The organism is Agarivorans sp. QJM3NY_29, assembly GCF_050870835.2.
Classification (GTDB): domain Bacteria; phylum Pseudomonadota; class Gammaproteobacteria; order Enterobacterales; family Celerinatantimonadaceae; genus Agarivorans.
Map to the genome: position 1 here is coordinate 1,105,001 of NZ_CP194036.2, position 26,346 is coordinate 1,131,346.

The 26,346-nt window shown below is 46.0% G+C and carries 21 protein-coding genes, 3 tRNA genes and 3 rRNA genes (1 of these 27 running past the window's edge); 18 read left to right on the plus strand and 9 right to left on the minus strand.

What is annotated here, in order from left to right; genetic code table 11:
- The 3 genes from ACRRS0_RS05050 to rrf (ACRRS0_RS05060) form a co-directional block, all read left to right on the plus strand.
- A 23S ribosomal RNA gene (locus tag ACRRS0_RS05050) occupies window positions 1-2,404 on the plus strand (it extends 484 nt beyond the left edge of the window).
- 110 nt (window positions 2,405-2,514) lie between these two features.
- Window positions 2,515-2,630 (plus strand): 5S ribosomal RNA (gene rrf, locus ACRRS0_RS05055).
- 90 nt (window positions 2,631-2,720) lie between these two features.
- Window positions 2,721-2,836 (plus strand): 5S ribosomal RNA (gene rrf, locus ACRRS0_RS05060).
- A gap of 110 nt (window positions 2,837-2,946) precedes the next feature.
- On the opposite strand, the gene ACRRS0_RS05065 is transcribed toward rrf (ACRRS0_RS05060), so the two are convergent.
- Window positions 2,947-4,698 carry an EAL domain-containing protein gene (locus ACRRS0_RS05065; RefSeq protein ID WP_432454280.1) on the minus strand — a complete coding sequence of 584 codons (1,752 nt, stop codon included), beginning with the start codon at window positions 4,696-4,698 and terminating at the stop codon, window positions 2,947-2,949.
- Window positions 4,699-5,043: 345 nt separating this feature from the next.
- The gene (locus tag ACRRS0_RS05070) at window positions 5,044-6,021 is read right to left on the minus strand and encodes an aldo/keto reductase (RefSeq protein WP_432454279.1); all 978 of its coding nucleotides are present in this window, start codon (window positions 6,019-6,021) and stop codon (window positions 5,044-5,046) included.
- 103 nt (window positions 6,022-6,124) lie between these two features.
- Between ACRRS0_RS05070 and ACRRS0_RS05075 the strand changes: the two genes are divergently transcribed.
- From ACRRS0_RS05075 to ACRRS0_RS05085, 3 genes are all read left to right on the plus strand, one after another.
- Window positions 6,125-7,003 carry a LysR substrate-binding domain-containing protein gene (locus tag ACRRS0_RS05075; RefSeq protein WP_432454278.1) on the plus strand — a complete coding sequence of 293 codons (879 nt, stop codon included), beginning with the start codon at window positions 6,125-6,127 and terminating at the stop codon, window positions 7,001-7,003.
- Window positions 7,004-7,101: 98 nt separating this feature from the next.
- Window positions 7,102-7,668, plus strand: coding sequence for a DUF1415 domain-containing protein (locus ACRRS0_RS05080; RefSeq protein ID WP_432454277.1), 567 nt, complete (start codon window positions 7,102-7,104; stop codon window positions 7,666-7,668).
- 70 nt (window positions 7,669-7,738) lie between these two features.
- Window positions 7,739-8,584, plus strand: coding sequence for an HDOD domain-containing protein (locus tag ACRRS0_RS05085; protein WP_432454276.1), 846 nt, complete (start codon window positions 7,739-7,741; stop codon window positions 8,582-8,584).
- A 55-nt stretch (window positions 8,585-8,639) separates the two neighbouring features.
- Here the strand turns inward: ACRRS0_RS05085 and ACRRS0_RS05090 are convergent, their stop codons facing one another.
- From ACRRS0_RS05090 to ACRRS0_RS05105, 4 genes are all read right to left on the minus strand, one after another.
- On the minus strand, window positions 8,640-10,793 hold the full coding sequence (locus ACRRS0_RS05090) for a TonB-dependent hemoglobin/transferrin/lactoferrin family receptor (RefSeq protein ID WP_432454275.1): 2,154 nt from the start codon (window positions 10,791-10,793) through the stop codon (window positions 8,640-8,642).
- Window positions 10,794-11,133: 340 nt separating this feature from the next.
- Complete coding sequence (locus tag ACRRS0_RS05095; protein WP_432454274.1) at window positions 11,134-12,042, minus strand: EamA family transporter; 909 nt, start codon at window positions 12,040-12,042, stop codon at window positions 11,134-11,136.
- A 632-nt stretch (window positions 12,043-12,674) separates the two neighbouring features.
- On the minus strand, window positions 12,675-13,151 hold the full coding sequence (locus ACRRS0_RS05100) for a PaaI family thioesterase (RefSeq protein ID WP_432454273.1): 477 nt from the start codon (window positions 13,149-13,151) through the stop codon (window positions 12,675-12,677).
- Window positions 13,152-13,400: 249 nt separating this feature from the next.
- A tRNA-Phe gene (locus ACRRS0_RS05105) sits at window positions 13,401-13,476 on the minus strand.
- Window positions 13,477-13,904: 428 nt separating this feature from the next.
- Here ACRRS0_RS05105 and ACRRS0_RS05110 point away from each other — a divergent pair.
- Window positions 13,905-14,378 carry an Lrp/AsnC family transcriptional regulator gene (locus ACRRS0_RS05110; RefSeq protein ID WP_432454272.1) on the plus strand — a complete coding sequence of 158 codons (474 nt, stop codon included), beginning with the start codon at window positions 13,905-13,907 and terminating at the stop codon, window positions 14,376-14,378.
- Here the strand turns inward: ACRRS0_RS05110 and ACRRS0_RS05115 are convergent.
- Window positions 14,371-15,105, minus strand: coding sequence for a DUF3581 family protein (locus tag ACRRS0_RS05115; protein ID WP_432454271.1), 735 nt, complete (start codon window positions 15,103-15,105; stop codon window positions 14,371-14,373). The two genes, ACRRS0_RS05110 and ACRRS0_RS05115, sit on opposite strands and share 8 nt — an antisense overlap.
- Before the next feature lie 348 nt (window positions 15,106-15,453).
- Between ACRRS0_RS05115 and ACRRS0_RS05120 the strand changes: the two genes are divergently transcribed.
- Window positions 15,454-15,948, plus strand: coding sequence for a hypothetical protein (locus ACRRS0_RS05120; protein ID WP_432454270.1), 495 nt, complete (start codon window positions 15,454-15,456; stop codon window positions 15,946-15,948).
- On the opposite strand, the gene ACRRS0_RS05125 is transcribed toward ACRRS0_RS05120, so the two are convergent.
- On the minus strand, window positions 15,910-16,965 hold the full coding sequence (locus ACRRS0_RS05125) for a gluconeogenesis factor YvcK family protein (protein ID WP_432454269.1): 1,056 nt from the start codon (window positions 16,963-16,965) through the stop codon (window positions 15,910-15,912). The genes ACRRS0_RS05120 and ACRRS0_RS05125 overlap by 39 nt on opposite strands.
- Before the next feature lie 189 nt (window positions 16,966-17,154).
- Here ACRRS0_RS05125 and ACRRS0_RS05130 point away from each other — a divergent pair, with 189 nt between their 5' ends.
- The 6 genes from ACRRS0_RS05130 to ACRRS0_RS05155 all read left to right on the plus strand — a co-directional run bounded on the left by ACRRS0_RS05130 (window position 17,155) and on the right by ACRRS0_RS05155 (window position 21,043).
- A complete protein-coding gene (locus tag ACRRS0_RS05130; protein ID WP_432454268.1) occupies window positions 17,155-17,973 on the plus strand; it encodes a UDP-2,3-diacylglucosamine diphosphatase in 819 nt (272 codons plus the stop codon).
- Between the two features lie 126 nt (window positions 17,974-18,099).
- Window positions 18,100-18,175 (plus strand) — tRNA-Thr (locus ACRRS0_RS05135).
- A 128-nt stretch (window positions 18,176-18,303) separates the two neighbouring features.
- On the plus strand, window positions 18,304-18,741 hold the full coding sequence (locus tag ACRRS0_RS05140; protein WP_432454267.1) for a TerB family tellurite resistance protein: 438 nt from the start codon (window positions 18,304-18,306) through the stop codon (window positions 18,739-18,741).
- A 199-nt stretch (window positions 18,742-18,940) separates the two neighbouring features.
- Window positions 18,941-19,016 (plus strand) — tRNA-Trp (locus ACRRS0_RS05145).
- Window positions 19,017-19,183: 167 nt separating this feature from the next.
- Window positions 19,184-20,641, plus strand: coding sequence for an FAD-dependent oxidoreductase (locus ACRRS0_RS05150; protein ID WP_432454266.1), 1,458 nt, complete (start codon window positions 19,184-19,186; stop codon window positions 20,639-20,641).
- 54 nt (window positions 20,642-20,695) lie between these two features.
- Window positions 20,696-21,043: a RidA family protein gene (locus ACRRS0_RS05155; protein ID WP_432454265.1), complete on the plus strand. Its 348-nt coding sequence runs from the start codon at window positions 20,696-20,698 to the stop codon at window positions 21,041-21,043.
- A 65-nt stretch (window positions 21,044-21,108) separates the two neighbouring features.
- Here ACRRS0_RS05155 and ACRRS0_RS05160 read toward each other — a convergent pair whose 3' ends face one another.
- Entirely contained in the window at window positions 21,109-21,279 is a 171-nt protein-coding gene (locus ACRRS0_RS05160; protein ID WP_432454264.1) for a hypothetical protein, read from the minus strand.
- Window positions 21,280-21,493: 214 nt separating this feature from the next.
- Here ACRRS0_RS05160 and ACRRS0_RS05165 point away from each other — a divergent pair, with 214 nt between their 5' ends.
- The 4 genes from ACRRS0_RS05165 (at window position 21,494) to ACRRS0_RS05180 (ending at window position 26,323) form a co-directional block, all read left to right on the plus strand.
- The gene (locus ACRRS0_RS05165) at window positions 21,494-22,735 is read left to right on the plus strand and encodes an imelysin family protein (protein ID WP_432454263.1); all 1,242 of its coding nucleotides are present in this window, start codon (window positions 21,494-21,496) and stop codon (window positions 22,733-22,735) included.
- Between the two features lie 83 nt (window positions 22,736-22,818).
- Entirely contained in the window at window positions 22,819-24,216 is a 1,398-nt protein-coding gene (locus ACRRS0_RS05170) for a di-heme oxidoredictase family protein (RefSeq protein WP_432454262.1), read from the plus strand.
- 9 nt (window positions 24,217-24,225) lie between these two features.
- Window positions 24,226-25,209 (plus strand): imelysin family protein, encoded by a 984-nt coding sequence (locus tag ACRRS0_RS05175; protein ID WP_432454261.1) that lies wholly within the window; start codon window positions 24,226-24,228, stop codon window positions 25,207-25,209.
- Complete coding sequence (locus tag ACRRS0_RS05180; RefSeq protein ID WP_432454260.1) at window positions 25,196-26,323, plus strand: DUF1513 domain-containing protein; 1,128 nt, start codon at window positions 25,196-25,198, stop codon at window positions 26,321-26,323. Before ACRRS0_RS05175 ends, ACRRS0_RS05180 begins: the two co-directional genes overlap by 14 nt.
- Window positions 26,324-26,346: the final 23 nt, after the last annotated feature.

Consider the following 26,346-nt stretch of genomic DNA (forward strand, 5'->3'; position numbering starts at 1 on the left):
GGAGTGAAATAGAACCTGAAACCGTATACGTACAAGCAGTGGGAGCCTCTTTGTGGGGTGACTGCGTACCTTTTGTATAATGGGTCAACGACTTAATTTCAGTAGCAAGGTTAAGCGAATAGCGGAGCCGTAGGGAAACCGAGTGTTAACTGCGCGCATAGTTGCTGGGATTAGACCCGAAACCCGGTGATCTAGCCATGGGCAGGTTGAAGATTGGGTAACACCAATTGGAGGACCGAACCGACTAATGTTGAAAAATTAGCGGATGACTTGTGGCTGGGGGTGAAAGGCCAATCAAACCGGGAGATAGCTGGTTCTCCTCGAAAGCTATTTAGGTAGCGCCTCGGACGAATACTAGTGGGGGTAGAGCACTGTTAAGGCTAGGGGGTCATCCCGACTTACCAACCCTTTGCAAACTCCGAATACCACTAAGTACTATCCGGGAGACACACGGCGGGTGCTAACGTCCGTCGTGAAAAGGGAAACAACCCAGACCGTCAGCTAAGGTCCCAAAGTCATAGCTAAGTGGGAAACGATGTGGGAAGGCTTAGACAGCCAGGATGTTGGCTTAGAAGCAGCCATCATTTAAAGAAAGCGTAATAGCTCACTGGTCGAGTCGGCCTGCGCGGAAGATGTAACGGGGCTAAGCTATGCACCGAAGCTACGGGTACTTGCTTTGCAAGTGCGGTAGAGGAGCGTTCTGTAAGCCGTTGAAGGTGATTCGTAAGGATTGCTGGAGGTATCAGAAGTGCGAATGTTGACATGAGTAACGATAAAGGGGGTGAAAAGCCCCCTCGCCGAAAGACCAAGGTTTCCTGTTCAATGTTAATCAGAGCAGGGTGAGTCGGCCCCTAAGGCGAGACTGAAAAGTGTAGTCGATGGGAAACAGGTTAATATTCCTGTACTTCGTATAATTGCGATGGGAGGACGGAGAAGGCTAGGCCAGCGCGGCGATTGGTAGTCCGCGTTTAAGGTTGTAGGCTGGACACTTAGGAAAATCCGGGTGTCTAAGGCTGAGGATTGATGACGAGTCACTAAGGTGATGAAGTGGTTGATGCCCTGCTTCCAGGAAAAGTCTCTAAGCTTCAGATTATACGAAACCGTACCCCAAACCGACACAGGTGGTTGGGTAGAGAATACCAAGGCGCTTGAGAGAACTCGGGTGAAGGAACTAGGCAAAATGGTACCGTAACTTCGGGAGAAGGTACGCTGCTGTTGGTGATGGGACTTGCTCCCTAAGCTGACGGCAGTCGCAGATACCAGTTGGCTGCAACTGTTTATTAAAAACACAGCACTGTGCTAAATCGAAAGATGACGTATACGGTGTGACGCCTGCCCGGTGCCGGAAGGTTAATTGATGTGGTTAGCGCAAGCGAAGCTATTGATCGAAGCCCCGGTAAACGGCGGCCGTAACTATAACGGTCCTAAGGTAGCGAAATTCCTTGTCGGGTAAGTTCCGACCTGCACGAATGGCGTAATGATGGCCAAGCTGTCTCCACCCGAGACTCAGTGAAATTGAAATTGCCGTGAAGATGCGGTGTACCCGCGGCTAGACGGAAAGACCCCGTGAACCTTTACTACAGCTTGACACTGAACATTGACCCTACATGTGTAGGATAGGTGGGAGGCTTTGAAGCGTTGTCGCTAGATGATGTGGAGCCGACCTTGAAATACCACCCTTGTAGTGTTGATGTTCTAACGTTGTCCCGTTATCCGGGATGCGGACAGTGTCTGGTGGGTAGTTTGACTGGGGCGGTCTCCTCCCAAAGAGTAACGGAGGAGCACGAAGGTTGGCTAAGTACGGTCGGACATCGTACGGTTAGTGCAATGGCATAAGCCAGCTTAACTGCGAGACAGACACGTCGAGCAGGTACGAAAGTAGGTCATAGTGATCCGGTGGTTCTGTATGGAAGGGCCATCGCTCAACGGATAAAAGGTACTCCGGGGATAACAGGCTGATACCGCCCAAGAGTTCATATCGACGGCGGTGTTTGGCACCTCGATGTCGGCTCATCACATCCTGGGGCTGAAGTCGGTCCCAAGGGTATGGCTGTTCGCCATTTAAAGTGGTACGCGAGCTGGGTTTAGAACGTCGTGAGACAGTTCGGTCCCTATCTGCCGTGGGCGTTTGAGAATTGAAGGGAGCTGCTCCTAGTACGAGAGGACCGGAGTGGACGAACCGCTGGTGTTTGGGTTGTTATGCCAATAGCATTGCCCAGTAGCTACGTTCGGAACTGATAACCGCTGAAAGCATCTAAGCGGGAAGCAGGCCTTGAGATTAATTCTCACTAGGACTTAAAGTCCTCTGAAGGGCCGTTGGAGACTACAACGTTGATAGGCAAGGTGTGTAAGTGCTGTGAGGCATTGAGCTAACTTGTACTAATTACCCGTGAGGCTTAACCATACAACACCTAAAGGGTGTTGCTTATAGATACTTTATTTTAGAACCAAGAGTGCTTGTTATGCTCGTGGGATATATCAGTTTTTTCGAATGTTAAAGACAACAAGTTTTTGCCTGGTGGCAATAGCGTTGTGGAACCACCTGAACCCATGCCGAACTCAGAAGTGAAACGCAACTGCGCCGATGATAGTGTGGGGTCTCCCCATGTGAAAGTAGGTCACTGCCAGGCACCTATTTTAAAAACCCAGCTATGTGCTGGGTTTTTTACTCTGAATTAACGCTATTTGGCTTAGACCTTTTTGTTCAGAGTTAAGTTTTGCCTAGTGGCAATAGCGTTGTGGCACCACCTGAACCCATGCCGAACTCAGAAGTGAAACGCAACTGCGCCGATGATAGTGTGGGGTCTCCCCATGTGAAAGTAGGTCACTGCTAGGCACCAAATAACCAAGCCCTGCTCTTAAGAGTAGGGCTTTTTTATTGCCTATAATAAGGTTGTTAGTTTTCTGCTTAACCGCGTATAGTTTGCTCTAGAATGCCTTTAGGCTTTAGCCGTAATTACTTGTTAAACTTACCGCTTGATCGATATATAGGCTGGACCTGTTATTTTGTTTGGCCGCTTTTTTCGCGCGACTCGCGGCTTCGCTGAGTGCTTCTATGCTTAGTTTATATTCAGCTAACCAACTTGTCACTCCAACGGCTAAGCCGATTAACGGAAAGAAACATTCATGGCCTTCACGGTTTTTTGAAATGATCCCTTGTGCGTCAAGATCTTTTTGGCGATAGAGTGTTTTGCTGCGTTGTTCGAAAGTTGCCAAGAGTTGCCTTACTGCTGTCTGCCAGTTATTTTCTATGAAAATGACAATGAAATCATCTCCGCCTAGGTGGCCAATAAAATGAGCTTTGCTACTTAGATGAGTCCTTAGCAATTCAGCGACTAGTTTTATCATTTGGTCGCCACGTTCATAACCACAACAGTCATTGAAAGGCTTAAAATTATTCAGATCAAAGTAGGCTAAATCGAAGGGCTTGCCGATCTGAATTAAGTTTTTTAGGCTGCGCTGTAAGGGCACATTCCCAGGTAGCAAGGTGAGTGGATTTGCATATCTGGCAAGTTGCAATTTGTATTCAGATAATTTGCGCATCACATCAACCGCGAGACCAAGTCCAAGGTACTTATCTTGTTGAGTAATAATAAAAGCGGCATCTAAGCCATTTGCAGTATGTTGGGTTAATCTTCTACCGATTTCGCTAAGGCTGGTATCACTCTCAATGATAAGGGGTTTGGCATCCATTAAGTCGGCTACTGATTTACGGTAATTCAGCGAATGTCCATAGGGGCTGGAATAACGGGATAAAAGCTCTTCTTTTTTGATTAAGCCTAATACCCGTAACTGCTGATCGACCACCGGTAAGCTGGTCATTTGTTTATCCTCGAGCATGGTGTTGAGTAGCTCTTTTGCCGACATATCTGGAGAGACAACGGTGACCGTTTTTGCCAATGAGAAGGCTGTTAAGAGTTCATTGTGGTTGGGTCGCTCTGGGGCGGTTTGTTGCTCCTTAGGGCGACCACTTGGTCGCGAAATATGGAAGCCCTGCATATAACCGAGTCCCAAGTTGCTTAGTTGTTGGTATTGTTCTGCATTTTCGATATTCTCGGCAATGACCTCGCTACCTATTTGTTTGGCTATTTCTAATATGCTGGATATAGCGAGTGGGATATTATTGTCATGTAATAATTCATTACAGAAAAATTGGTCGAGTTTTAAGTACTCAGGTGCTATTTGTAGCCAAGTTTTGAGGCCAGCGTAACCCGCTCCAAAGTCATCAAGGGCAAACTTGATACCGAGGTTCCTTAATTCGGTGATGCAGGCTAATAAGGTTTGGTCTACATTAATGGGGTGATGTTCGGTTAATTCGATAACTAGCTTTAAGTCGTCACTACGCAGGGCTTCAAATGCTGAAGTTCCCTGTCGATGGTAGATAGCCAATAAGGTATCAGGAGAAAAGTTAATGAATAAGGCGCCTTTTAACCGCATCCTACTGAATTGTTGTTTGGCTAAAATTGCACAATCTAGCTCCAGTTCTTGTAAGCGATCAAATTGTCGAGCATATTCAAAAAGAATCACTGGATGTCGGAAATAGCTATGTTTTGGACCGCGAGTGAGTGCTTCATAACCTAGGATTCGATTATTATTCTGGTCCCAAATCACTTGGAAAACGGTTGTTATTTCTCCTTCATCAACAATCCGATTAAATTCTAGCTGTAAGTCCTGTTGCATAAGCTGATTTACTCCCATTTCCTTATCCGCTAAGCAGCTATAACATGGTTTTTTTACTAAAAGATGACAGCCCTTAGTTTTTCTTGTCTCAAGTGTCAAGATTAGTGGTAAGAAAATTTTTTCTTTTTTCAGGAGCCTGTATCTAAATGTAGTCACTGAACAGACTGTTATAGAGCGAGTGATCGGGCTTGTTTATAAGGTCCTCATGTTTGATTAGGCTAGTTGCCTGATGATTGGCTGTGATAAAAAGATTTACAGACTTACTGTTGCTTGAGCGTAAAAAGTATTACAGCTGAGCCTCGCGGTGAATTAGTCACTGCGAAGCTGATTTGCTTGTGCGCTACTTTGCGGAGTCTGTTTCGGTTAACGGTTTCCGCGTACCCAAGGACTCACTTCAGTCTTATAGAATGTTGCGAGATCTTGGTGTAACTCGTTTGGCAATGGTGCCCGATTTGCATAACTTACATTTTGCGCGATTTGCTGTGGTTTACTTGCACCGGTAATCACGCTGGTGATTTGGGGCTGATCGAGCAGCCAGCGGATTGCGGCTTCGGCTAAGCTAATATTGATCGGTAGCAACTGTTGTAGTTGGGCGACCAGCGTTAAGGCTTTATCCAGTGGTAAGCCTGCAAAGGTTTCTCCTACATGAAAAGCCTCTCCATTTCGGTTGTAATTTCGATGGTCACTCTCGGCAAATTGTCGTTGCGCAGTGACGGCTCCGCTGAGCAGCCCGCTGGCATAGGGGAGTCGAGCGATGATACCGACTTGTTGCTGTTCTGCTTGTTCAAGTAGCTCAACTAGCGCCTCTTGGCGAAACAGGTTAATAATCACCTGAAGGCTGGTAAGCTGAGGATCGGCAAGACATAGTTTAGCTTCAGTCATAGACTCGATACTGGCTCCATAATGGCGAATTAAACCTTGCTGTTTAAAGTCTTGTAACCAACTAAAGACTTCACCATCTTGTAGTACTGGCAGCGGAATACAGTGTAGTTGGACCAGATCAAGCTGGTCGACTGTCAAACGCTTGAGGCTTGCTTCAATGCCTTTTTGTAGGCCTTGCTTATGATATTTATCGGGAAATAGAGCGGCGTCCCTGCCAATTTTAGTGGCGATGATGACGTCTTGGTGTTGCTTGGCAAACTGGCCGAGTAATCGCTCACTTCGCCCCGAGCCATAAACGTCGGCGGTGTCATAAAAGCGCACCCCACTGGCGTATGCTTGATCCAGAATTTGCTGGGCCTGCGATTCACTCACTGGGCCAAAATCGCCACCTAATTGCCAACATCCCAAGCCTAACTCAGTTAATGTTAAGCTACTTTTTCCAAGAATTCTGCTATGCATGTCGTTGCTCTCATAATGGGGTTGCGTGGCTTGAGTTTACCGTGCTTTTGTTATTATATATTTTACTAATATTCAGAAATATTGTTCATTAAATGGGGGTAATATGTTTGCTGGCGTGCTTGATTTTGTGGCCGTAGTGGACGCGGGCAGTTTTACCGCCGCGGCTGAAAAGCTAAGTCGCTCTAAAGCGAGTGTAAGCCAGCGAATCAGTGATCTCGAAGCACGTTTAGGCGTGCAATTACTGTTTCGTTCAACCCGTAAACTGCGTCTTACAGAAGCCGGACAAAGCTATTATCATAGTTGTCGGCTAGCCCTTGAACAGCTGGAACAAGGGGCGTTGGTCGCGCAGCAATCTCAGGAGCAGTTGCAGGGAAAGGTGGTGATTAACTCCGTCGGTGGCATTTTTGCCGAACAGTGGTTAGCGGGCGCTTTGTTAGCTTTTGGTCAGCGATATCCCAATATTGAGCTGGAGTTGGATTTATCTTCGCAACGCGAAGATTTGCTGGCCGCGCCTTTTGATATTGTTATTCGGATGGGGGCATTGCCAGACTCGGGGTTACCGGTTCGAGTGTTAGCGCATTTAGCGAGCCATGTTGTGGCGAGTCCAGCCTATTTGCGTCGACATGGACGCCCTCAGCATCCTGAGCAGTTAAAGTCGCATCAATGCTTGTGTGGAAGTCTCACGCATTGGCCTTTTGTTCAGGGCCAACAGCGGATCTCGGTGAGTGTAAATGGGGCCTTTGCGTGTGCCAATGGGCATGTATTAAAGCAAGCTGCTTTACAGGGCTTCGGTTTAATCCGCAGCCATGAGATGTACTTGCGTGATGCGATACAGAGCGGACGTTTAGAAGCGGTATTAGAAGATTGGCAAGCCGATAGTCAGCCTCTTTGGATGGTCTTTCCCCCGGCCCGTTTTCGAGCTAAACGAGTACTCATGTTGGCCGACTGGTTAGTTGACTACGCCAAATCTCACCCTATTTAATTTTTTAATTTAGCTGTATTTGGCTTTTTTAGAGTTGTAACAAGGGTGATTTAGATATAACTTCATGCGTGCTTATTTGCCAAGATTAAGGAAACGGCATGTCAGGTTCTACGATTAGCGGCGGTTCGCAACTCGTGTCAGCGATACAGCAGCAGACGCATCAATGGTTGCAATCTTTTGTGGTGAAATACAATATTTGCCCCTTTGCGAAGCGTGAAGTTGAACGTGGTTCTATTCGTTACAAAATTGTCGATAGCGACGATATTGAGGCGCAATTAGCGACATTGTTGGAGGAGTGTCAAATCCTGGATACTCAGCCTGAAATAGAGACCACTTTATTTATTATCCCTCAGTTAAGTGATTTTTATGATTATTTGGACTTCGTTGATTGGTCCGAAGGTTTGTTGGGTGAGCAAGGTTATAACGGTGTATACCAGGTGGCGAGCTTTCACCCTGATTATTGTTTTGCGAATGCGTCCAAAGACGATCCCAGTAACTATACTAATCGTTCTCCTTATCCGATGCTGCATTTAATCCGAGAGCAAACCATTACCCGTTTAAGCCGTTTACATCCTGATCCTGAAGGGATCCCCGAGACCAATATTAAATTGACTCAGCAACTTGGTCTTGAAGCGCTGAAGCAGATTTTATATAACTGTAAATGAACTAAGTTTGTTTAGATCTTTTATAGAAAACCCACAGCAACGAGACCCATCGTATAAGTCCGGAGACGGTATGTCATTAACCATTACAGCCGCTGAGAAAGCGATTTTAGCCGATTTAACTATTCCGCCTCGCCCCCAGGTATTGTTAACGATTACTCAAGAAACAAAAAAATCAGAACCTCATGTTGCAACTATCGCCGACGCCATTGCGAGTGATGTTGCGATCTCGGGGGCGGTACTACAAATTGTTAATTCAGCTGCATTTCGTCGTAGCCACGAAATTAAGTCGATCCATCAAGCCGTGATGACCTTGGGAATTAATCGGGTTTTTCCTATTGTGAAAGCGGTGGCGCTTAAGGGGGCGATGCCACAGTCTAAAGCTTTAGATGCATTTTGGCTTGAGGCTAATTTATTAGCGACTAGCGCTGCGGCCGCTGCTGAAGAGTTAGGGTTCGAAAGTGCGAAAGACAATGCTTATATGTTGGGATTATTTCATCAAGCGGGCGTACCTGCCTTATTGCATTCTTTTGCGGACTACGAAGCTTTGTTGGTTCAGGCGAATGATATGGGCTGGGCTAATTTTGCGAATGCCGAGCGTCAGCAATATGGAACATCCCACGCCACGGTAGCGGCTCTGATCGCGCAGCAATGGAATTTACCAAAGGTTATGGTGGAAGCCATTTATTACCAACATGATAGTGATGGTCTGTTTAGTTCACAGGAGTTGGGTAAATCCTCACTGGTGATGTTAGCCATTTTGAAAATAGCTCGTATCTGCGCTTATCGAAAGTTGGGCGTTAGTAGTGAAGAAGCCGTATGGCAAGACATTTATGATGCTTTGTTAGTCTTCTTGAATATTGAAGAGCAACAGTTGGAAGATGTATTGAACGCGGTAACAGAGACTCTGAATGCCTAATGGATACAGGCTATGTTCATATTGGAACACAGCCTGTAATCATCAGCTAGGGGTTTTAAAATTGATAAGCGACATCAACTCCCCAATTTCGGCCTGCCTGGCTATAACGATCCAGTCCTTGGGCGTCGTTATCTTGGCCGTCGAGGTCAGAATAATGCCAATATTTTTGATCAAAGGCATTAAATAAGCCCGCACGTAACGTGAGCTTTTCGAGAGGTTGGTAGTAAGCGGTTAAATCAACTAAGGCATAACCTGGCGCGTTGGCATTATCTTCATTTGACCAATCATCCCCTTGCTTCGCGGCGACCATGGTTAGGTTCAGTTCGCTGCCCCAAAGGTCTTGTGGTTGATCGTAGCCTAAACCCCAAACGATAGTCAGCGGTGCAACCGTGTCCAGTGCGCTACCATCTTGCTTATTCTTCCCTTGTGCATAGGCAACACTAATTCGACTATAACTGCCTTCTGGAGCACCCCAAGCTTCATCTAACCAATAGTTACCCTTGAATTCTACGCCGTATATTTCAGCTTCATCAATATTTTCGTTCGTTGTGATCCCTGCAGGATAGCTTGGGTTGCTATAGTCTACCGAAGCATTAATGAAGTCGGTGTAGTCGTTGTAGAAGCCAACTAGTTCGATGGTTGAGACGGCATTATTCGCTCGCAAACCTAGTTCATAACTTTGGCTTTGTTCAGGTTTTAGTTCCGGATTAGAAACCATGGCGTAGCCGTAGCTTGCATTGTCAAAATCGTAATATAGTTCCTTGATAGAGGGCGCTCTAAAGCCTTCACTATATTGAACAAAGGAACTGAAGTTCTGGTTCCAATGATACACTGCGCCTAATCGAGCGGTCAGTGCATCGCTGTTATGCTCTATCAAACCACTCGTCTCATTGGGTTTTGCAGTGTAGTCGTCGTAACGCAGGCCAGCACTAATGATCAGTGATTCATTGAGTAAATAAATATTATCCTGAACAAATACGCCGTATTTTTCTGACTCGGCATTTGGCACTTCTGGTTCTCCCGGGCTAACGGTGCCGGAATCGAATAAGTGAGTGCGATAGTCGAGCTCAAAATCACTATTGATAGCACTTAAGCCATAGCTGAGTTGGTGGCTTCCATACTCAAATACCAATTCTTTATCGAACTGAGCATCAAACTGAAGGCTACTGTCTTCGCCATTCCGTTCGCGGTTACGATTGCCGTAGATCCCCGTCGTATCAAAAGTATTGTGTTCGGTTTTACTTTGCTGATGACTGAGTTGCCAAAATAGTTTATCGAAGGCGACGTTTTCACTTAACCAGGTATGGTTTATGCCCAGACGCAGCCGAGTATCTTGGTCATCAGATCTCACATTGGTATAGGTAAAGCTTGGCGACATGCCATAGCCTTCATTGCTGAGGATCCTGCCCTCAGCTTGACGTTGATATAGTTCTGCAACTAAGCCAAATTTATGCGCTTGATTTGCCTGAAAATTTATTTTTGCCAATAAGTTATGTGAATCAAAGCTGTAGGGATCCGCCTGACCGCGGTCACGACCATTTATATCAGCACCAGAAGAATGGCTTTGGTACTCACTGCCATCGCGATAGGTGTAAATAGCTAAACCTTCCCATTTATCGTATCGTTTGGCGATTTCTATGGTGGTTTTGTAGGCTTCGTCGGCGCTGCTATAAGCACCTTTCAGTGCTACATGATTGGTATTGCCAGGCTCAAGGACATCCTCAGGGTTTTTGGTCCTTAGTAGCACAACACCACCCAGTGCATCACTCCCATAAAGGCTTGAGGCTGGCCCTTTGTTAATTTCTAGAGAGGTGAGGGTGTCAATTTCGTAGCTATTAGGGCCCTTGTTCATAACTTCCCCACCAGGATTATAGGGGGTTGGTTGTTCAATGCCGTCTACCATGAGTTTTACACGGCTTCCTTCCATCCCTCGAATGTTAAATCCGGTCGTACCATAGCGTCCTTGGCCTGTGGTGCTCACCCCAGGCTCGTAACGTACGCTATCTTTTAGGTTGTTCGCCATTTGTTGCTCTAGTTGCTCAGAGCCAACCGCGCTCACACTAGAAGAAATATCTTTAATGCTCTGTTCGGTTCGAGTGGCCGATACCACGACTTCATCGAAAACAGTACTGGCGGTTTCAGCATAAGCTGCGGGGCTTAAGCTGAGTAATACGGCGTTGGCAATAAGAGTGCGATTGAGTATTTTCATAGTGTCAGGCTCTATCCATATCCTGTGGAACAAATTAAGAAGGCTTACTATACACAATGCGAATACGAATTAAAATCATTTGTGTTTAATGGTTTGTTCTTTACTGTCGTCCTAAAACTTTGGCTTTGCTGGAGACAACATGAGAATAAGAGCGCAGACAAACGATCAGGGAGCGAGATAGAATCACTATTTTTATGTCTGCGCTGAGGCAAGGGGGGATTGGGAGGCTCACATTTTACTTGAATTATCGTGAGTCGTAATCCAAGACCACCAATTTAAATCGCTGTAAAACGTCAAGCTTGTAGAAGGAGCTGCTTGAGGAATTTGTTGAGCTTGGGGCTTATTTGGGGCTAAGCCGTCGTACCCCCTTAATGTAGCCACCAAATATGTTCAGCAGCAAGCCGAGGATAATGATGAGCGCGCCTAAGAGTTGCCCCGCGCTGAGTGTTTCTCCTAACAATAATGCTGCACTTAGAATGCCTACAACTGGAACCAATAAGCTTAAAGGGGCGATCCGCCAGGTTTCATATTGACTCAGTAGTCTTCCCCAAATGGCGTAGCCGATGATCGTGGCAATGAAAGCAAGATAGATCAAAGCAAAGATGGTTTTGCTACTAATTTTCGTTAGTTGAATAGCGTTGATCTGCGGCGCTTCAAATATAAAAGAACAAAGGAAAAAAGGCACAATAGGGACTAAGGCACTCCAAATCACCAAAGATAACATCGACACATTTGCATCGCGCATGATCAGCTTATTGCTAATATTTCCCAAAGCCCAAGACAGTGCGGCTCCGAGTGTAAGTACGATAGCAATTAGAGGGATCCCGCTTGAGTTTGCTGTGCTTAAACTTGCATCAGCCAGTAAGGCCATCCCAAGGCTTGCGGTGATGATACCAACAATATGATTCCATCTTAATTTTTCCGATAATAGCCACACCCCGAGCATAATAGTAAAGAAGGCCTGCATTTGTAGAACCAACGAAGCAAGGCCTGCAGGCATTCCCAAGTGAATGGCTAAAAATAATAGTAAAAACTGTCCAAAACAAATCGCCATTCCATACATCAATAAATATTTGAACGGCGTTTTAGGTGGTTTCACTAGAAAGACCGCGGGAAATGCGACCAAACTAAAGCGCAGGCCTGCCAATAGCATCGGTGGCAGTTCATACAATGCGACTTTGATTACCACAAAGTTTAAGCCCCAGACTAAAACAACGGTCAGTGCTAACAACAAATCTTTGAATGGCATTACCTTGTTTCCTTGTTCTGCTATGAGGTCATTTTTAAGTTTAAGCACTGCTATCTTTCGCGGCTCATTTTGACCTGCAATACACCCTTTTGGTTGCAGTGATTGGGGCCGACCAAGCATCAAATTCTGGGTACTCGCGGCGAAGCTCTTTCTTCGGTGGCAATGAATCGCTTCGGTGATGATTTGATACTGGACCAACATATTCATAAAAATAAGCTAAACAGAACATCACGCCTAGATTCATGAGTCAAGTGCAGCGTGGCGCTTGTGGGTATAAATGAGCGGGGTATAGCGGGTTTAGCATGGCGAACGTTAGCGCATCACACTGCTATTGAGCAACGTTCATTCATAGCAAACTCAATCATTATCTGTTGATTGTTGCCAGCTTAAATCACCGCTAACTGCGCTATGTATCTTTTAATTGGAGCCACAAGTTACGGCGCTTCATGCCTGACTATCGGCAGATTTATTCTGCGCAATTAGTTACTCATATCATTCATCAGATTGGGGGAGGGGGAACACGCTCTATGGTTGTTAATTCCATGCCCCCACCCAATATCGCTCTATAGCCAGAGAAATGCATTGGCGAGGCATTGCAGCCAGCTTGCCATGCACATGATGCCAAATACCGCTTATACAAGCGCCTTGAGCGATAGGGTTAATGAAAACTGTGCCACAACCTCATCCCCACTAATAGAAGGGCAGGTGGCGATGATAGTGACCGCTTGATTGACTCTCTCTCCACTGTTCATGGTGTGTTGAAGCATCTGGTCGATCAGTGCACCATCTCGACAGGTGAAAATAACGTCTGCCTCTGGCCGTTTAAGAAATTGCGCCTCCACGGCCTTAAATGCCAAGGAAACCCGTTTGCCATACTGTTCTGCTTTGGCAATAGCCAAGAAGCCTCCCGCAACATCGGCACCGACCGCTAAACTACCAAAATACATGCTATTGAGATGATTTTTAGTGCGCCGTTTTAAGGGGATTTTAACAACGACTTGCTGTTCATCTATCGCTAGAATTTTAGGGCGGCAATACCAGATGAGTGGCACTTTAAAGATCCCAAATAAGCGAAGGGTTGTGTTGGCTTTGCGGACACTGGGAAGCATAATGACTCCTAGTTAAAGAGGTCTTACCAGTAGAGCTTCTTGTTAACAAAAAGTCAACATCTTCTTTCGGCTGTGGAATTAACAGCAGCTTATCGGGGGGAGTCAATGAAGCACTTTTAAAGTGAACCGCTGGGCTAATTCCAGCCAATGCTGAGCATTGCAGCTTTTAAAGTTAATATGAGGGAGACTGGCAGCAATCAGCTTGTTTAGAAACGAAAAAGGCCTGCATTAATGCAGGCCTTTTAAAGGTGGTGCCCGGAGGCGGAATCGAACCACCGACACGAGGATTTTCAATCCTCTGCTCTACCGACTGAGCTATCCGGGCGACGGGCGCTATTAAACGAATTTTACCGGTTTAAGTCAACCGAATTTGGTAAAAAAAATGAAATAAATGGCGATCGACTAAATGCCATACAACAACTGCTAAAAGAATAAACAAAAAGGTGGCCAAGGCCACCTTTAGTCAGTTTCGATACTTTTGCAAAGGGTATTTGCTTTGGCTCTTAGTGGGCACTTGATTGATGCCTTAAGAGGGGGGTCGTTGCACTGGATAAATGCTATGACGACAATCAGTGGGTAAACTAATTGCTGTTACCTTGTATTTTTCACTGTAAATAGTGTATTTAAAATTTACGGGAGAATGCTTGCTAATATTGTTTTAATTGAGTGTTTTTTTGCAATGACTGTTGATGGTTTAGTGTAATTAGGGTGAAATGTGCTAAGGATGAATTAACATACAATAATGGGTGGCGTATGCGCTTAGATCGGACAGATAAAAAGATTTTGGACTTAATGCAAAAAAATGGGCGTATCAGCAATTTGGAACTTGCTGAGCTCATTGGTTTATCGCCTTCTCCATGCTCTCGCAGAGTTAAAGCTTTGGAAGATGCAGGTTTAATCGCCAAGCATGTGACCCTACTGAATAAGAAAAAACTCAATCTGAATTTAACGGCATATATTCATATTTCTATGGACCGACACACCCCCGAGCGCTTTGAGAATTTTCAGAACATTATTAGTGCTTATGAAGAAGTGATGGAGTGTGTGCTGGTGACAGGCACAGACGCTGATTATCAGTTAAAAGTAGTGGTGCCTGATATGGAACACTATCAGGCACTTTTACTGGGGAAGTTAACCCGTATCGAAGGAGTTACAGGAGTACGTTCAAGCTTCGTATTGCAGCAAGTGTTTAGCCATACAGCCTTGCCCCTGTCCCACATTAAGTAATTGAGTTGTTACTTGATTGCTGTCGCTCAAGAAAGGCCTGACGACAGCCTTCATAGTTGGCGATTAAAAGATCACTTTCAGATTGCTGGTAAGGTAATAAGCTCCCCAAAACCATCCGCTTCTGACCAGTCCCTATTGCTTGGCCATTTTCTGAAATGGTAAATTTCAATAGCGCTACACCACGCTTGCCATTCGGAATATATTCGCCACCGGCAAATTCTAAATGCGGAGAGGCGCTAGGGAGGCGGTCTAAGTGCAAACTCATGTTTTCGTATATGACTAAGGGACGTTTGCGGTTGAGCATCAGTCCTTGTTCTTTTAACAGAGGTACTAAAATATGTGGGAAGTTACGACCCGAGAAACGAACGTAGTCTTGAATGATGTCGCCGATGATCTGATCATCTTTAATTTTTTCACCACTGCGCTCTACTGTTAAATATTCCTTACCGCTTTGATCCACTAACTGACAGTGTTGCTCGGTTTGCAGAATGCTTAAAGGAACACCGTCGGTGACCATGCCTGCGAAAGTAAATTGCATATTTTGGCTTAGCCCAAGTTGGCTGAGCATGACCGAGAAAAGTAAGTCACCGGGAACACAAAATCGAGAAGAATCAGCGTCGTGGATTGCGTTAAAGTCATTTGCAACACCTTTTGCAAAGTTGCAAGCTTGTTGGCGACTAAACACAAATTGTTGATTATTCTGACTAAAATATTGGCTTACATTCATTTCTATAAGTTCACTTAGCTAGGCTGTTGGCGACCGGCGATTCTAACAAAAATTAAGGCCGAGGTGGTAATATCAGTATAAAATTTCTTTATAAATTTATTTTACGGGGATTATTCTAGGCCTAAATTGGGCCAATTAACTAAGTAATTCATTTCATTTGAGTATTCCCTTTTATTCAAATCGCTAACCTTTCCGCTAATATCTTTATTGTCATTAACAAGCTTTGCAAGTGCGACTTTCTCCCCTACCTTTAAATGATGTAACAAGTTACTTGCCATTCGTCATGTGCAGGGAAACAAATAATTGTTAACCAGCTTGAATACAATAGAACCCAAGGTGAACCATGATATGCCAAATCTGAGCAATAATAGAAACTGGATCATGCTGGCGATGATGATGCTGATCGCGGGTATCGTTAGCGCAGGGGGCATTTTATTTAACAAGGCGGTACCACAGTTCCAGTTAAGCTTTATTGCCCAAAGTTCGTTTGGAGAAACTCGTTTAACGCTTGATTGTGAGCATTATCATTATTCAGTACATGAAAATTTTGTTGACCATCGCAGTAGTCGTGAATCGGTACAGCATTTGTCCTCAAGCATTTGTGTTGAGGTTTATCGTTTATTACAGCAGGTGCCAAAACAATTAGCCTCGGTGTATAACGAGCAGCATCGCCCACAGAAAATGATGTTGTGGACCGAAGGGAACAAGCGTTTTCAGTGGCGTTGGCAAAACAAATATGAGCCTTCACTTAAACCCATATTTGCCCACTTAGATGATTTGGTTCAGCAGATACCTGCTTCAGCCCTAGCCGGAGGCTCCCACCTTGATCTGCGGATCTACTAGTACCTCAAGGGCGTCTTGCTGCAGATGTAAATCGCTTAAGTAAGGACTAAGAGCGTTCGCGAGTTTTTCAGAGTCATGGCGGACAATAGTACTATCGTCATCAATTAAATCTGTGTAAATCACTTGGTAGCGTTGCTGAAGTGCTTCAAGGTTATCAACCGCTACGACTTGAGCGCGCTCTAGATTGTAGCTGGCGATCATGTTTGGATTTGGGATGTGCTGGTTTACCACCACCACGTCGAGAGCTCGCCCTAGGTAGTGCTCTAGTTCGTCGATAAACTGTTCTAGATTGTAGCCGTCGGTCTCGCCAAATTTAGTCATAATATTACTGACGTAAATCAGTTTTGCCTGACTACTCATCATCGCTTGCTTCACTCCTGGGACTAATAAATTAGGAATGATACTGGTATAAAGATCGCCAGGGCCGAGGATAATCGCCTTCACGCTATTGATCCGCTCAATTACGGGGGGGTAAACGCGGACTTGCTCGGCGTGGTGCGGAACCAAGAAAACATTGGCGATTTTTTCTCGCTGGTCTCCGCGTGGTAAATCGATGGCGCTTTCACCGAAGACGCGCTCACCACTGGTCAATTCGGCCACTAAAGTTGATTTGTCTACCGTCACCGGCAGTATCTCTCCTTCAACATCGAGCATTTGTGCCAAGCCTTGGATCCCTTCAGAAAACGAGCCGCTATATTGTGACAGCATGGTGAGCAACATATTCCCTGCGCTATGGCCTGTCAGTCGTTTCCCCTTGGTAAAGCGTTTTAGCAATAGTTTTCGAGCCAGCTCTCGATAGGGTGAGAGCGCTAACACGCATTTGAGAATATCGCCAGGAGGGAGTATACCGAGTTCATCACGTAATCGGCCCGTGCTACCACCACTATCGGTCATTGATACGATGGCGCTAATTGCGAGTTGTTGGTTATCTCTTAAGGCTGACAATAAAACAAAGTGGCCACTGCCGCCGCCAATAGTAGCGATAGAAAGTAGCTTTTTAGGTGGAGGGGATGTCACGAGTTATGGTACTCCGAGAAGATTTATCACGCGCATTGCTAAACAATAGACTAATTGAGTTTAGTTCACCAAGCAATGCAACCAGAGCCGTGCTTTGTTAGCGTTGTCATACTCTGGTAATAAAATTGTCACTTTTTGATCAAGACGGTCTCTTAAATTAGCCTTAACAGGGAAAGTTTGGGCTAATGTATGGCGAATACACAACTTTATCAAAGCTTATGGCTATCAGATATTCATTTAGGGTGTAAAGATTGCAAGGCAGAGATGCTGTTGCAATTGCTACAGCAAACCAAGGCCAAGCGGGTATTTTTGGTTGGCGATATCGTTGATATTTGGGCTTTAAAACGCCGGGTATATTGGCCTGAATCGCATAATCAAGTGTTATTACATCTCATGAACTTGAATAAGAATGGCTGTGAGGTGGTCTATATTCCTGGTAATCACGACCAACTATTCAAGGCCTATCAAGGCATGCATATAGGGAGTATCGTGGTTGCTAAGCAGTATCTATATACCAGCCTCAGCGGTCATCGAATACTGATGTTGCATGGTGATCAGTTTGATGAAGAAGTTTGTTTTGGTCGTTTTTATGCCAAATTGGGTGACCACCTCTATGATTTGCTGTTGTTTTTAAATCGTAGTGTTGGAAAAGTTCGGCATCTATTGGGTTATCCCTATTGGTCTTTGGCGGGATACATCAAGTTGAAAATAGCGAAAGCGACTCAGGCGATTGCTAGCTATCGTAGAGCAGTCGTGAATGAAGGGCTTCGTCAGCAGGTTGATGTTGTTGTTTGTGGCCATATCCATCACCCAGAGTTGAGTCAGCAGCAAGGATTGATTTATGCCAACGATGGCGATTGGATTGAAAACTGCACCCTATTGTGTGAAACCATGGATGGACAATTAGAATTACATCGCTGGGACGATCGCTTGGAGACCACCGTGCTGGTTGATTCGGTGGCATTATTGGAGCCTGAGTTGTTAAAGTACGAGGATAAAGTAGCTTGATTGGCGAATAAATTAGCACTTGAATCATTGATGCTCTTTTTTTTGCTTTTCAGCGTTGACAAACTCACCGAAAATCCGTTTAATAGCGCCCCGTTGATAGCAGATATCAACGTGTACCAACAGTGTGCCGATTTAGCTCAGTTGGTAGAGCAACTGACTTGTAATCAGTAGGTCGCCAGTTCGACTCCGGCAATCGGCACCATTCTTTTTAAAGCCCCGTCATACGACGGGGCTTTTTCATTTTTAATGTTGATTCGGCTGGTAGATTTGGTTTTTAAAATCAGCTGGTTTATCCTGCTCAATCCTCCCTGCTTGTTTTTAGGATATGCGATGCTCAAGGCGCTTAAAGAACTATTTCAGGCCACAACTGGCTCAACAGAACAGCAACATCTTAGTGTCGAACTAGCGGCCGCTACTTTGCTAGTGCAACTGAGTCAGAGTGATAACCAACAAACAAATAGTGAAAACGCGATAATTTTGACCAAGATGAAGCGTTTATTCGAGTTGACCGAGGTTGAGGCGGAGAATTTGTTGTTGCAAGCGCAAACTCAGGCCCAACAAGCGATTTCGGTTTTCGATTTTACTCGCCATGTGAAGCAGCTCGATTACCAATTACGTTATCAATTTACCGAAGCCTTATGGAAGGTTGCTTATGTGGATGGAACCTTAGATCCATTTGAAGAAGCACTGATCCGTCAAATCTCCGACTTGATCTATCTAAGTCATAGTGATTTTTTAAAGGCAAAGATTAGCGCGCAAAACGTTTAGCCTCGTTTGTTGATGCTAATTAATGCTGCTTAAGCAAAGTGCTTCGCAGACCTTATCTTATATTGGCGCAATCAGCTGAATTGATGTGGCTAGAATGTTGATTTTTTAGCTGAATTGCTGGTTCTTTGTTCGCTTAAACAAAGCCGAGAGATAAACGCTTTACCTTTAAACAGGCTTATGTATAATTCGTTTCCGTTGCAGGGGCGTAGTTCCAATGGCAGAACGTCGGATTCCAAATCCGAATGTTGGGAGTTCGAATCTCTCCGCCCCTGCCAATATTTTAAAGGCCAGCTGATGAGCTGGCTTTTTTCATTTCTGAATTTTTCTTCTAGTTTTCTTCATATTACGATCGATCTATCTGTCAGTTGCGTATTTCATTGCACTATTGAGGCGGTTAGAATGATGAGCCTAGTGAATATTTTCAGCAGTGGATGACAGTGTAGTGACAAATACTCCCCCAGTGAGGACAGATTCAGACTTTTCTCCGCAGATTGCCATCGTGGGTGGTGGTATTGCCGGTTCCGCAGTTGCTTTAAAACTTGCCGAGCTGGGCGCGAAGGTTAGTTTATTTGAACAAGGTCCAAGTTTGGTGAACGGCCCGCCAGCCTGCCATTTGCATGCGGGAGGGAACCTATATCGAGAAATATCCGATGCACAGTGCCTTAAGCTGTTAGAGCAGTCGATTAATACCTTGCGGGTTTTTCCGCATGCGGTCAATCTTCGTCCTACGGTGATTAGCGTCCCCATGAATGATCCCGGTGAACCTGAAGCGCTGCTGCCTCGGTTGCGAAAGTTGCAGGCGCACTATGCAGATTTAATTCAACAAGATCCGCAAAATCAAAAACTTGGTGCCGCAGAAGATTACTATCGTTTATATAGTCGAGAACAACTGGAAGCGCTGGCTAAACGTGAGCCGCTACAGCAACCTCGTAGCATGGATGATTGGATGATCCCGGTGGCTAAATACTTGGATTTATCGGCTTTCAAATACCCTTTTGTACAGGTGCAAGAATACGGCTTAAGTTTGTTGCGGGTTGCCGCTACGGTGGCCTTGGCGACGCAGCGTTTAGCCGATTGTTCAGTGCTTACCTCAACCAAGGTGCAGCATATCGAACTGTTGCAAGGCGGTTCACCGCGTTGGCGCGTTGATTATCAAGATCAGCAGGGTCGCCAAAGTATCGAAGTAGACTATCTGATTAACGCCTGTGGTTATCGTAGCGGCGAGTTGGATGATATGGCTAAGTTAAGCCGCAGTCGTATGGTCGAGTTTAAAGCCGCTTACTTAGCCAATTGGCCGAGTCAAAATGGCCGTTGGCCTGAGTTGATCGTGCATGGTGAGCGCGGCACCCCTAATGGTATGGCGCAATTAACCCCTTATCCCGATGGCTTATTTCAACTGCATGGGATGACCGATACCATTACCTTGTTTAAAGGCGGTTTGGTTAAATCTAGCGAGCATAGCGCTCAGCCCGAGTTGAGTCCTTTACTGACTCGTAAGCTCACTCAAGGCTGGCAAAGCGAAGAGGTTGAGCTACGCACCGCAGAGGCTGTCAAACATATGTCCCGTTACCTACCTAGTTTTAAAGATGCTGCTGTGGCGGGTCGGCCACTGTTTGGGGCACAGCAAATCCCGGGGAGTGATCCAAGCCTACGTGCAGCCAGTGTATCTTTTGATAAGACACATTACGCACGAACCGAAATTGTTAAGTTTTCTTCTGCCTTAAGTGCCGCGGAGCAAATCATTAAGAATATTTGTGAGTTAGGTTTACTCAATGCCGAGGCCTCCAATGCGGTGATGAATGAATTACAAAGCACTCAAGGTATCGCCTATCAGCAGGTGCTGGAATTGGCTGAGCAATTGGCTGGGCAACGTCATTACCCGCTATCGTTAGCGCGTTAACATCATCTATTGTTTGCTTACTCGCACTGCGAGTCTATTTATTAAGGCCCTAACATGTCTATTCAACACTTTGAAAGTAAAGCCCGAATGAGCCGAGCTGTGGTTCACAATAATACCGTATACTTATGTGGCCAAGTGGCTAAAGACACAGCCCATGGTATTGCCGAGCAAACGCGTACCACGATTGAAAAAGTGGAACAACTGCTGGCAAGCGTTGGTTCCGATAAGTCGAAGCTATTAAGCGTGACTATTTATTTGCGCAGCATGGATGATTTTGTAGAAATGAACAAAGTGTGGGATGCATGGGTTAGTGATGTGACGCCGCCCGCTCGGGCTTGCGTGCAAGCACATATGGCTCGACAAGAAATTTTAGTTGAGATGTCGGTCACGGCAGCTGTCTAAGGCAGTAAATGCTTGATGTGCGAATAAGGCGGCTGGTTGTTGCACCTTTCCAAGGCTGATATTGCTTACTGAATACTGTCTAATACTTGCGCAAATTTAACGGGTATATAGCTACGTTCTTTTAAGTTATATACACTATTTAATGAACAATTGGCCTTCATTGCGAATACCGATGGCGGTATCCCCTTTTTGCGTAAAGCCTTCCAAAACTGTTTTCCATTCACGGTGCTAAGCATGATTTAATCCTCAAGTGAGTTGTAAAACAAACTGACGGCGAGCATTTAACAAAAATTATGTGACAGGCAAATGACATTTTGTAAGTTATTAAATGTCAGTGCATTAGGTTTCCTGTTGTGTTCTTGTTACAAAAGGTCAAGTTTTTGTTTACTTAAAAGCATGCCTCAAAGATAATGATAACAATTATCATATAGATTATCAAAAGGGATGACGATGCACGTATTTAAAATTGCCTTAGGGTCAGCGGCCTTGCTGACCACCAGTGTGTATGCTCAAGTGACACAAACAGAGGTTGTCGCAGATTATGCGGCATTGGCGCATGCTGTATATAGTGATGCACATAGCAGTGCTTTAAGGCTGCAAGAGACTACTCAGGCTCTTATCCAAGCACCTTCAGCTCAGCATTTACTGGCCGCGAAGCAAGCTTGGAAAGTCGCCCGTCGTTTTTATCAGCAAAGTGAAGTGTTTCGTTTTGGTAATCCAATCGTTGATGATTGGGAAGGCCAATTAAATGCTTGGCCCTTGGATGAAGGCCTGATCGATTATGTGGCGAGTGATTACCAATATGAACTTGGTAATCCTGGTGCGACTGCAAATATTATTGCCAATACCACTCTTCAGGTAGGCGAGCAAGCAATTGATTTATCGAATATTACCCCTGAATTATTGGCTTCACTGAATGAGCTTGCTGGCTCCGAAGCGAATGTCGCAACTGGTTATCATGCGATTGAATTCTTATTATGGGGGCAAGATTTGCATGGTACAGAGCCCGGCGCAGGAGAGCGATCTTATACTGATTATGTCAAGGGTGAAGCTTGTACTCATGGTCACTGTGAACGCAGGGGCGATTATCTAGCGGCGGTGAGTGAATTACTGGTGAGCGATTTAGCTTGGATGAGTCAGCAGTGGGCTAAAGGCGGTGATTACCAAACGCAACTCATGGCCGAACCGAGTGAACAGGCCTTGCGCCGAATGATGTTTGGCATGGGTAGCTTATCTTTGGGCGAGCTTGCTGGCGAGCGGATGAAAGTCGCTTTAGAAGCCAATTCCACCGAAGATGAGCACGATTGTTTTAGTGACAATACCCATAACTCTCATTACTACAATAACCGTGGCATCAGCAATGTCTATTTCGCTGAGTTTCAGCGTTTAGATGGTTCGCGCTTTAGCGGTGCCAGTTTGGCGCAATTGGTGGCGCAACAAGCCCCGAAAGTTGCCGAGCATAACCGTTACTCATTTGCTCAATCAATGGCGCAAACGGCTAAGTTAGTAGAAAGTGCCGAAACTAATGGGGTTCACTTTGACCAACTCATTGCGGCTGACAATCTGCAAGGTCATGCTCTGATTAATGGTGCCATTATGGCTTTAGTCGAGCAAACCCGAGCCATTGAAGCCAGTGCCAAAGTGCTCGGTATCGAAAACTTGAATCCTGATACCGCTGATCACGAATTCTAAAAATAACAGGTAAACCATATGAGGGAGCTATAGCTCCCTTTTGTGCTTTCAAAAATAATTATTCATCTTGGGAGAGAGTCAGCGTGAAAGTCACGATGATAAAGTTGATGGCTGTAGCGTTGCTGTTAAGCAACGCAAGTTGGGCCAATGATAAAAAACCGGGTGGGGGGACCACCGTGGGGCGAGTGGACGAGAATGCTTTTTCCTTGCCAGCAGCCAATTTAGATTTTGAAGGTCGCTTAAATTTCAGTACCGGGAATAGTTTCTTTCGTAATCCGTGGGTAGTTGCACCAGCAACCACGATTGCCAGAGATGGCCTCGGCCCCTTGTTTAATACTAATGCTTGCCAAAACTGTCACCTAAAAGATGGTCGTGGACATCCCGCTGAAGTTGGCGACGACAATGCGGTATCGATGCTGGTGCGGATCAGTATTCCGGCGGTGAGCGAGCAACAAAAGGCCCAACAACAGCATGACGGCGTGGTACCGGAACCGACTTATGGGGGGCAAATTCAAGATCAAGCGATTGCGGGTGTCGCGCCCGAAGCCCGGGTGCGTTTTCGTTATACCGATAAACCGTTTCAGTTTGCCGATGGGAGCCAGTTGACGCTGCGAGAGCCGCACTTGCAGGTGGATCAACTCGGTTATGGACCGATGCACCCCGATACCATGTTTTCGCCACGGGTGGCTTCGCCGATGATCGGCCTTGGTTTGCTGGAAAGTATTAGCGAGCAAGATATTTTGGCTAATGCTGATCCAGATGACCGCGATCATGATGGGATCCGTGGACTGGCGAATCGAGTATGGGATCAACAAACACAGCAATTCACTTTGGGGCGTTTTGGTTGGAAGGCCGGGCAACCTAGCTTAATGCAGCAGAATGCGGCGGCCTTTAATGGTGATATTGGCATTACCAGTTTGTTATTTAGCAAAGATCACTGTACCGGGCCTCAAACGGCTTGTTTAGCGGCGACTTCTGGGGTCGATCCCGATGGTTCGGAGGTGAGTGATAAGCTGCTTGGTTTTGTTGAATTTTATTCGCGTCACCTTGGGGTTCCTCGACGCCGTGATTATAACGATCCGCAGGTGAAACAGGGTGATCAATTGTTTACTCAATTGGCTTGTGATAGTTGTCATCGACGCAGCTATACTACGGCTAAACGCCCGCATTTACCGGCTTTAAGTGAGCAGCGAATTTATCCTTATACTGATATGTTGCTGCATGATATGGGCAGTGAGTTAGCTGATGGTCGGCCGGAATATTTAGCCAATGGCCAGCAATGGCGTACGCCGCCATTGTGGGGGATAGGTTTAACCAAGGTGGTGAATGGTCATAGTCAATTTCTGCATGATGGTCGGGCGCGCAATGTTACCGAAGCGATTATTTGGCATGGCGGAGAAGCCAAACCTGCTCGACAGGCCTTTGCTGGTTTAAGTCAAAGCGAACGAGAGGCTCTGGTCGCTTTTGTTAATTCCTTATAGGAAGTTGTCATGAATATTTATTTTTTACGAGTACTGACGTTTAGCCTATTGGGATTGCTGGGATTGACGTCGGTGCAGGCGGATAATAACCCACGAAGCCTTTGGTTGAAGCAGGAGCAACAGTATATCAGCGGTTTAGGGGGTCAGTTACTTGAGGCTGCGCAGGCTTATCAACAGCAAGTTGTAAGCTATTGTGCTGCGCCTAGTGCCGCTGCTTTAGCCGCCAGTCAGCAAGCTTGGCAAGCTAATTATCAGGCTTATTTACCCCTGCAGGCCAGTGCTTTAGGGCCGCTGCTGGACTTAAAATTAAATTGGGCGATTAGTTACTGGCCAGATAAAAAAGACACCACGGGACGCAAGGTAAAGGCAGCATTAAGTGTGGCCGAACCCAAGCTCAGTACCACACATAGTAATTTGCGCAGCCAAGCGTATTTATTATTTAGTGAATTGACGGCCAAACAGCGTTGCGATGTCTTATCGTCCCAGTTCAGTCGGTATTTACCCGTGGTGACGCTCGTGAGTAAAGGCCTGCAAAGCCTTGCAATACATCAAGACCAAGCGCCGCTCTTTCCACAGTTAAGCAGCGATCTACTGAACAGCTATCGTTTACAAAGTAGTATTATGCTGCGCAAGTACCGTGCGCTTTATTCCGAGAAACATCAGCGCTTGCGACCTTATCAAGGAGAAGCGTGGCGCGCTAATATCAGCCTGCACTTACTCAACCAACAACTCGCTTTATTACAGCAACGTTATACGAAATATTTGGCAGTTTATCTGCAACAGCTTGAGCCCACGCTTGCCAAGCAGGTTTCGCAACAGTTTGCGGCGGTGTTGGCCAGCATGCCTCAACAAGAGCCGTTAGCAGAGCAAAGCGATTTAAGTGCATGGCAGCAGGCTGAACCACAACTGGCACGCTTGGATAGTTTGTTTATGGAACAGATCCCGCAAGCCTTGTCGATTGATTTAGGGTTTAATAATAATGATGGCGACTAAATTAAATCGCCGTCAGTTATTGGTGCGGCTCGGTTGTTTAAGCCTGGGGTGTGGTTGGTTTCGTCCCGGGCTTGCGGCTAAATTATTACTTGAAGCAGACGATGCTCAAGCGAGCAACATGTTGCTCTTGGGCTGCTCCAAGCAAGCGCTGGAGTATCAATTGAGCGCGGTAACGCTTGATGGGGCAGTGCAATATCAAATCCCTTTGGCCGCGCGAGGCCATGAGGTGGCCGTGGCAAAACCGGAGTTTGATTTGGCGGCTTGTGTCGCGCGCCGCCCGGGGAAATTCATCGTGCTATTTAATCCTCGTCACGGTGAAATTCTCGATACTCTGCAGCCACCTATGGGCATGCATTTTTATGGGCATGCGAGTTTCTCTGAAGATGCTTTGCGCATGTTTGTTACCGCGGGCGAGCAGGATAGCAGTGAAGGTTATGTGCTGGTTTATTCACGCTCCGACTCGGCAACGGCTTGGCAGCTAAGTGCCCGTTGGCCGCTTGGCGGCTTGGGTCCCCATCAGTTATTGGTATTACCTGGGCAACGTTTAGTGGTGGCTGTGGGGGGGATCCATACTCGAGGCCGTGAAAAGCTTAACCTTGCGACGATGCGTCCGTCCTTGATTTATCTCAACAGCCTTAATGGTGAGCAGTTAATGCGTCGAAGCCTCGCTGATCATCAGCTTAGTATTCGTCATTTGGCTTACTCAGCGCATAGCGATACCCTATGGTTGGCTTGTCAGGGGCAAGATCCGGAGGCTGAAATTAGTTCTCTTGTGTACTCTCATCATGGTGAGGGGCCGCTGGTGGCTCTGGATCCCGATGCTGATTATTGGGGCTTATTCGATCGCTATGTTGGCAGTATTGCCTGTAGTCAGGGAGAAGTTTTAGCCAGTTCTCCTCGGGGGGCCAAATTGGGAGTGTGGTCGGAGGCGCAAGGCGAGTTGAGTCACTTAGTGCAAATGGATGATGTTTGTGGTTTGGCTGGTGGCGAAACGACTTGGGTAGCAAGCACTGGGCAAGGCCAATTACTCGGGCAACGAGGCTCTGGGGAAGATTGGCGGGCACAAAGCCCGCTGCAATGGGATAACCATCTTAATCTGATCGCCTTACCCTAAGTCACAGTGCTTTGTCGTGGCTA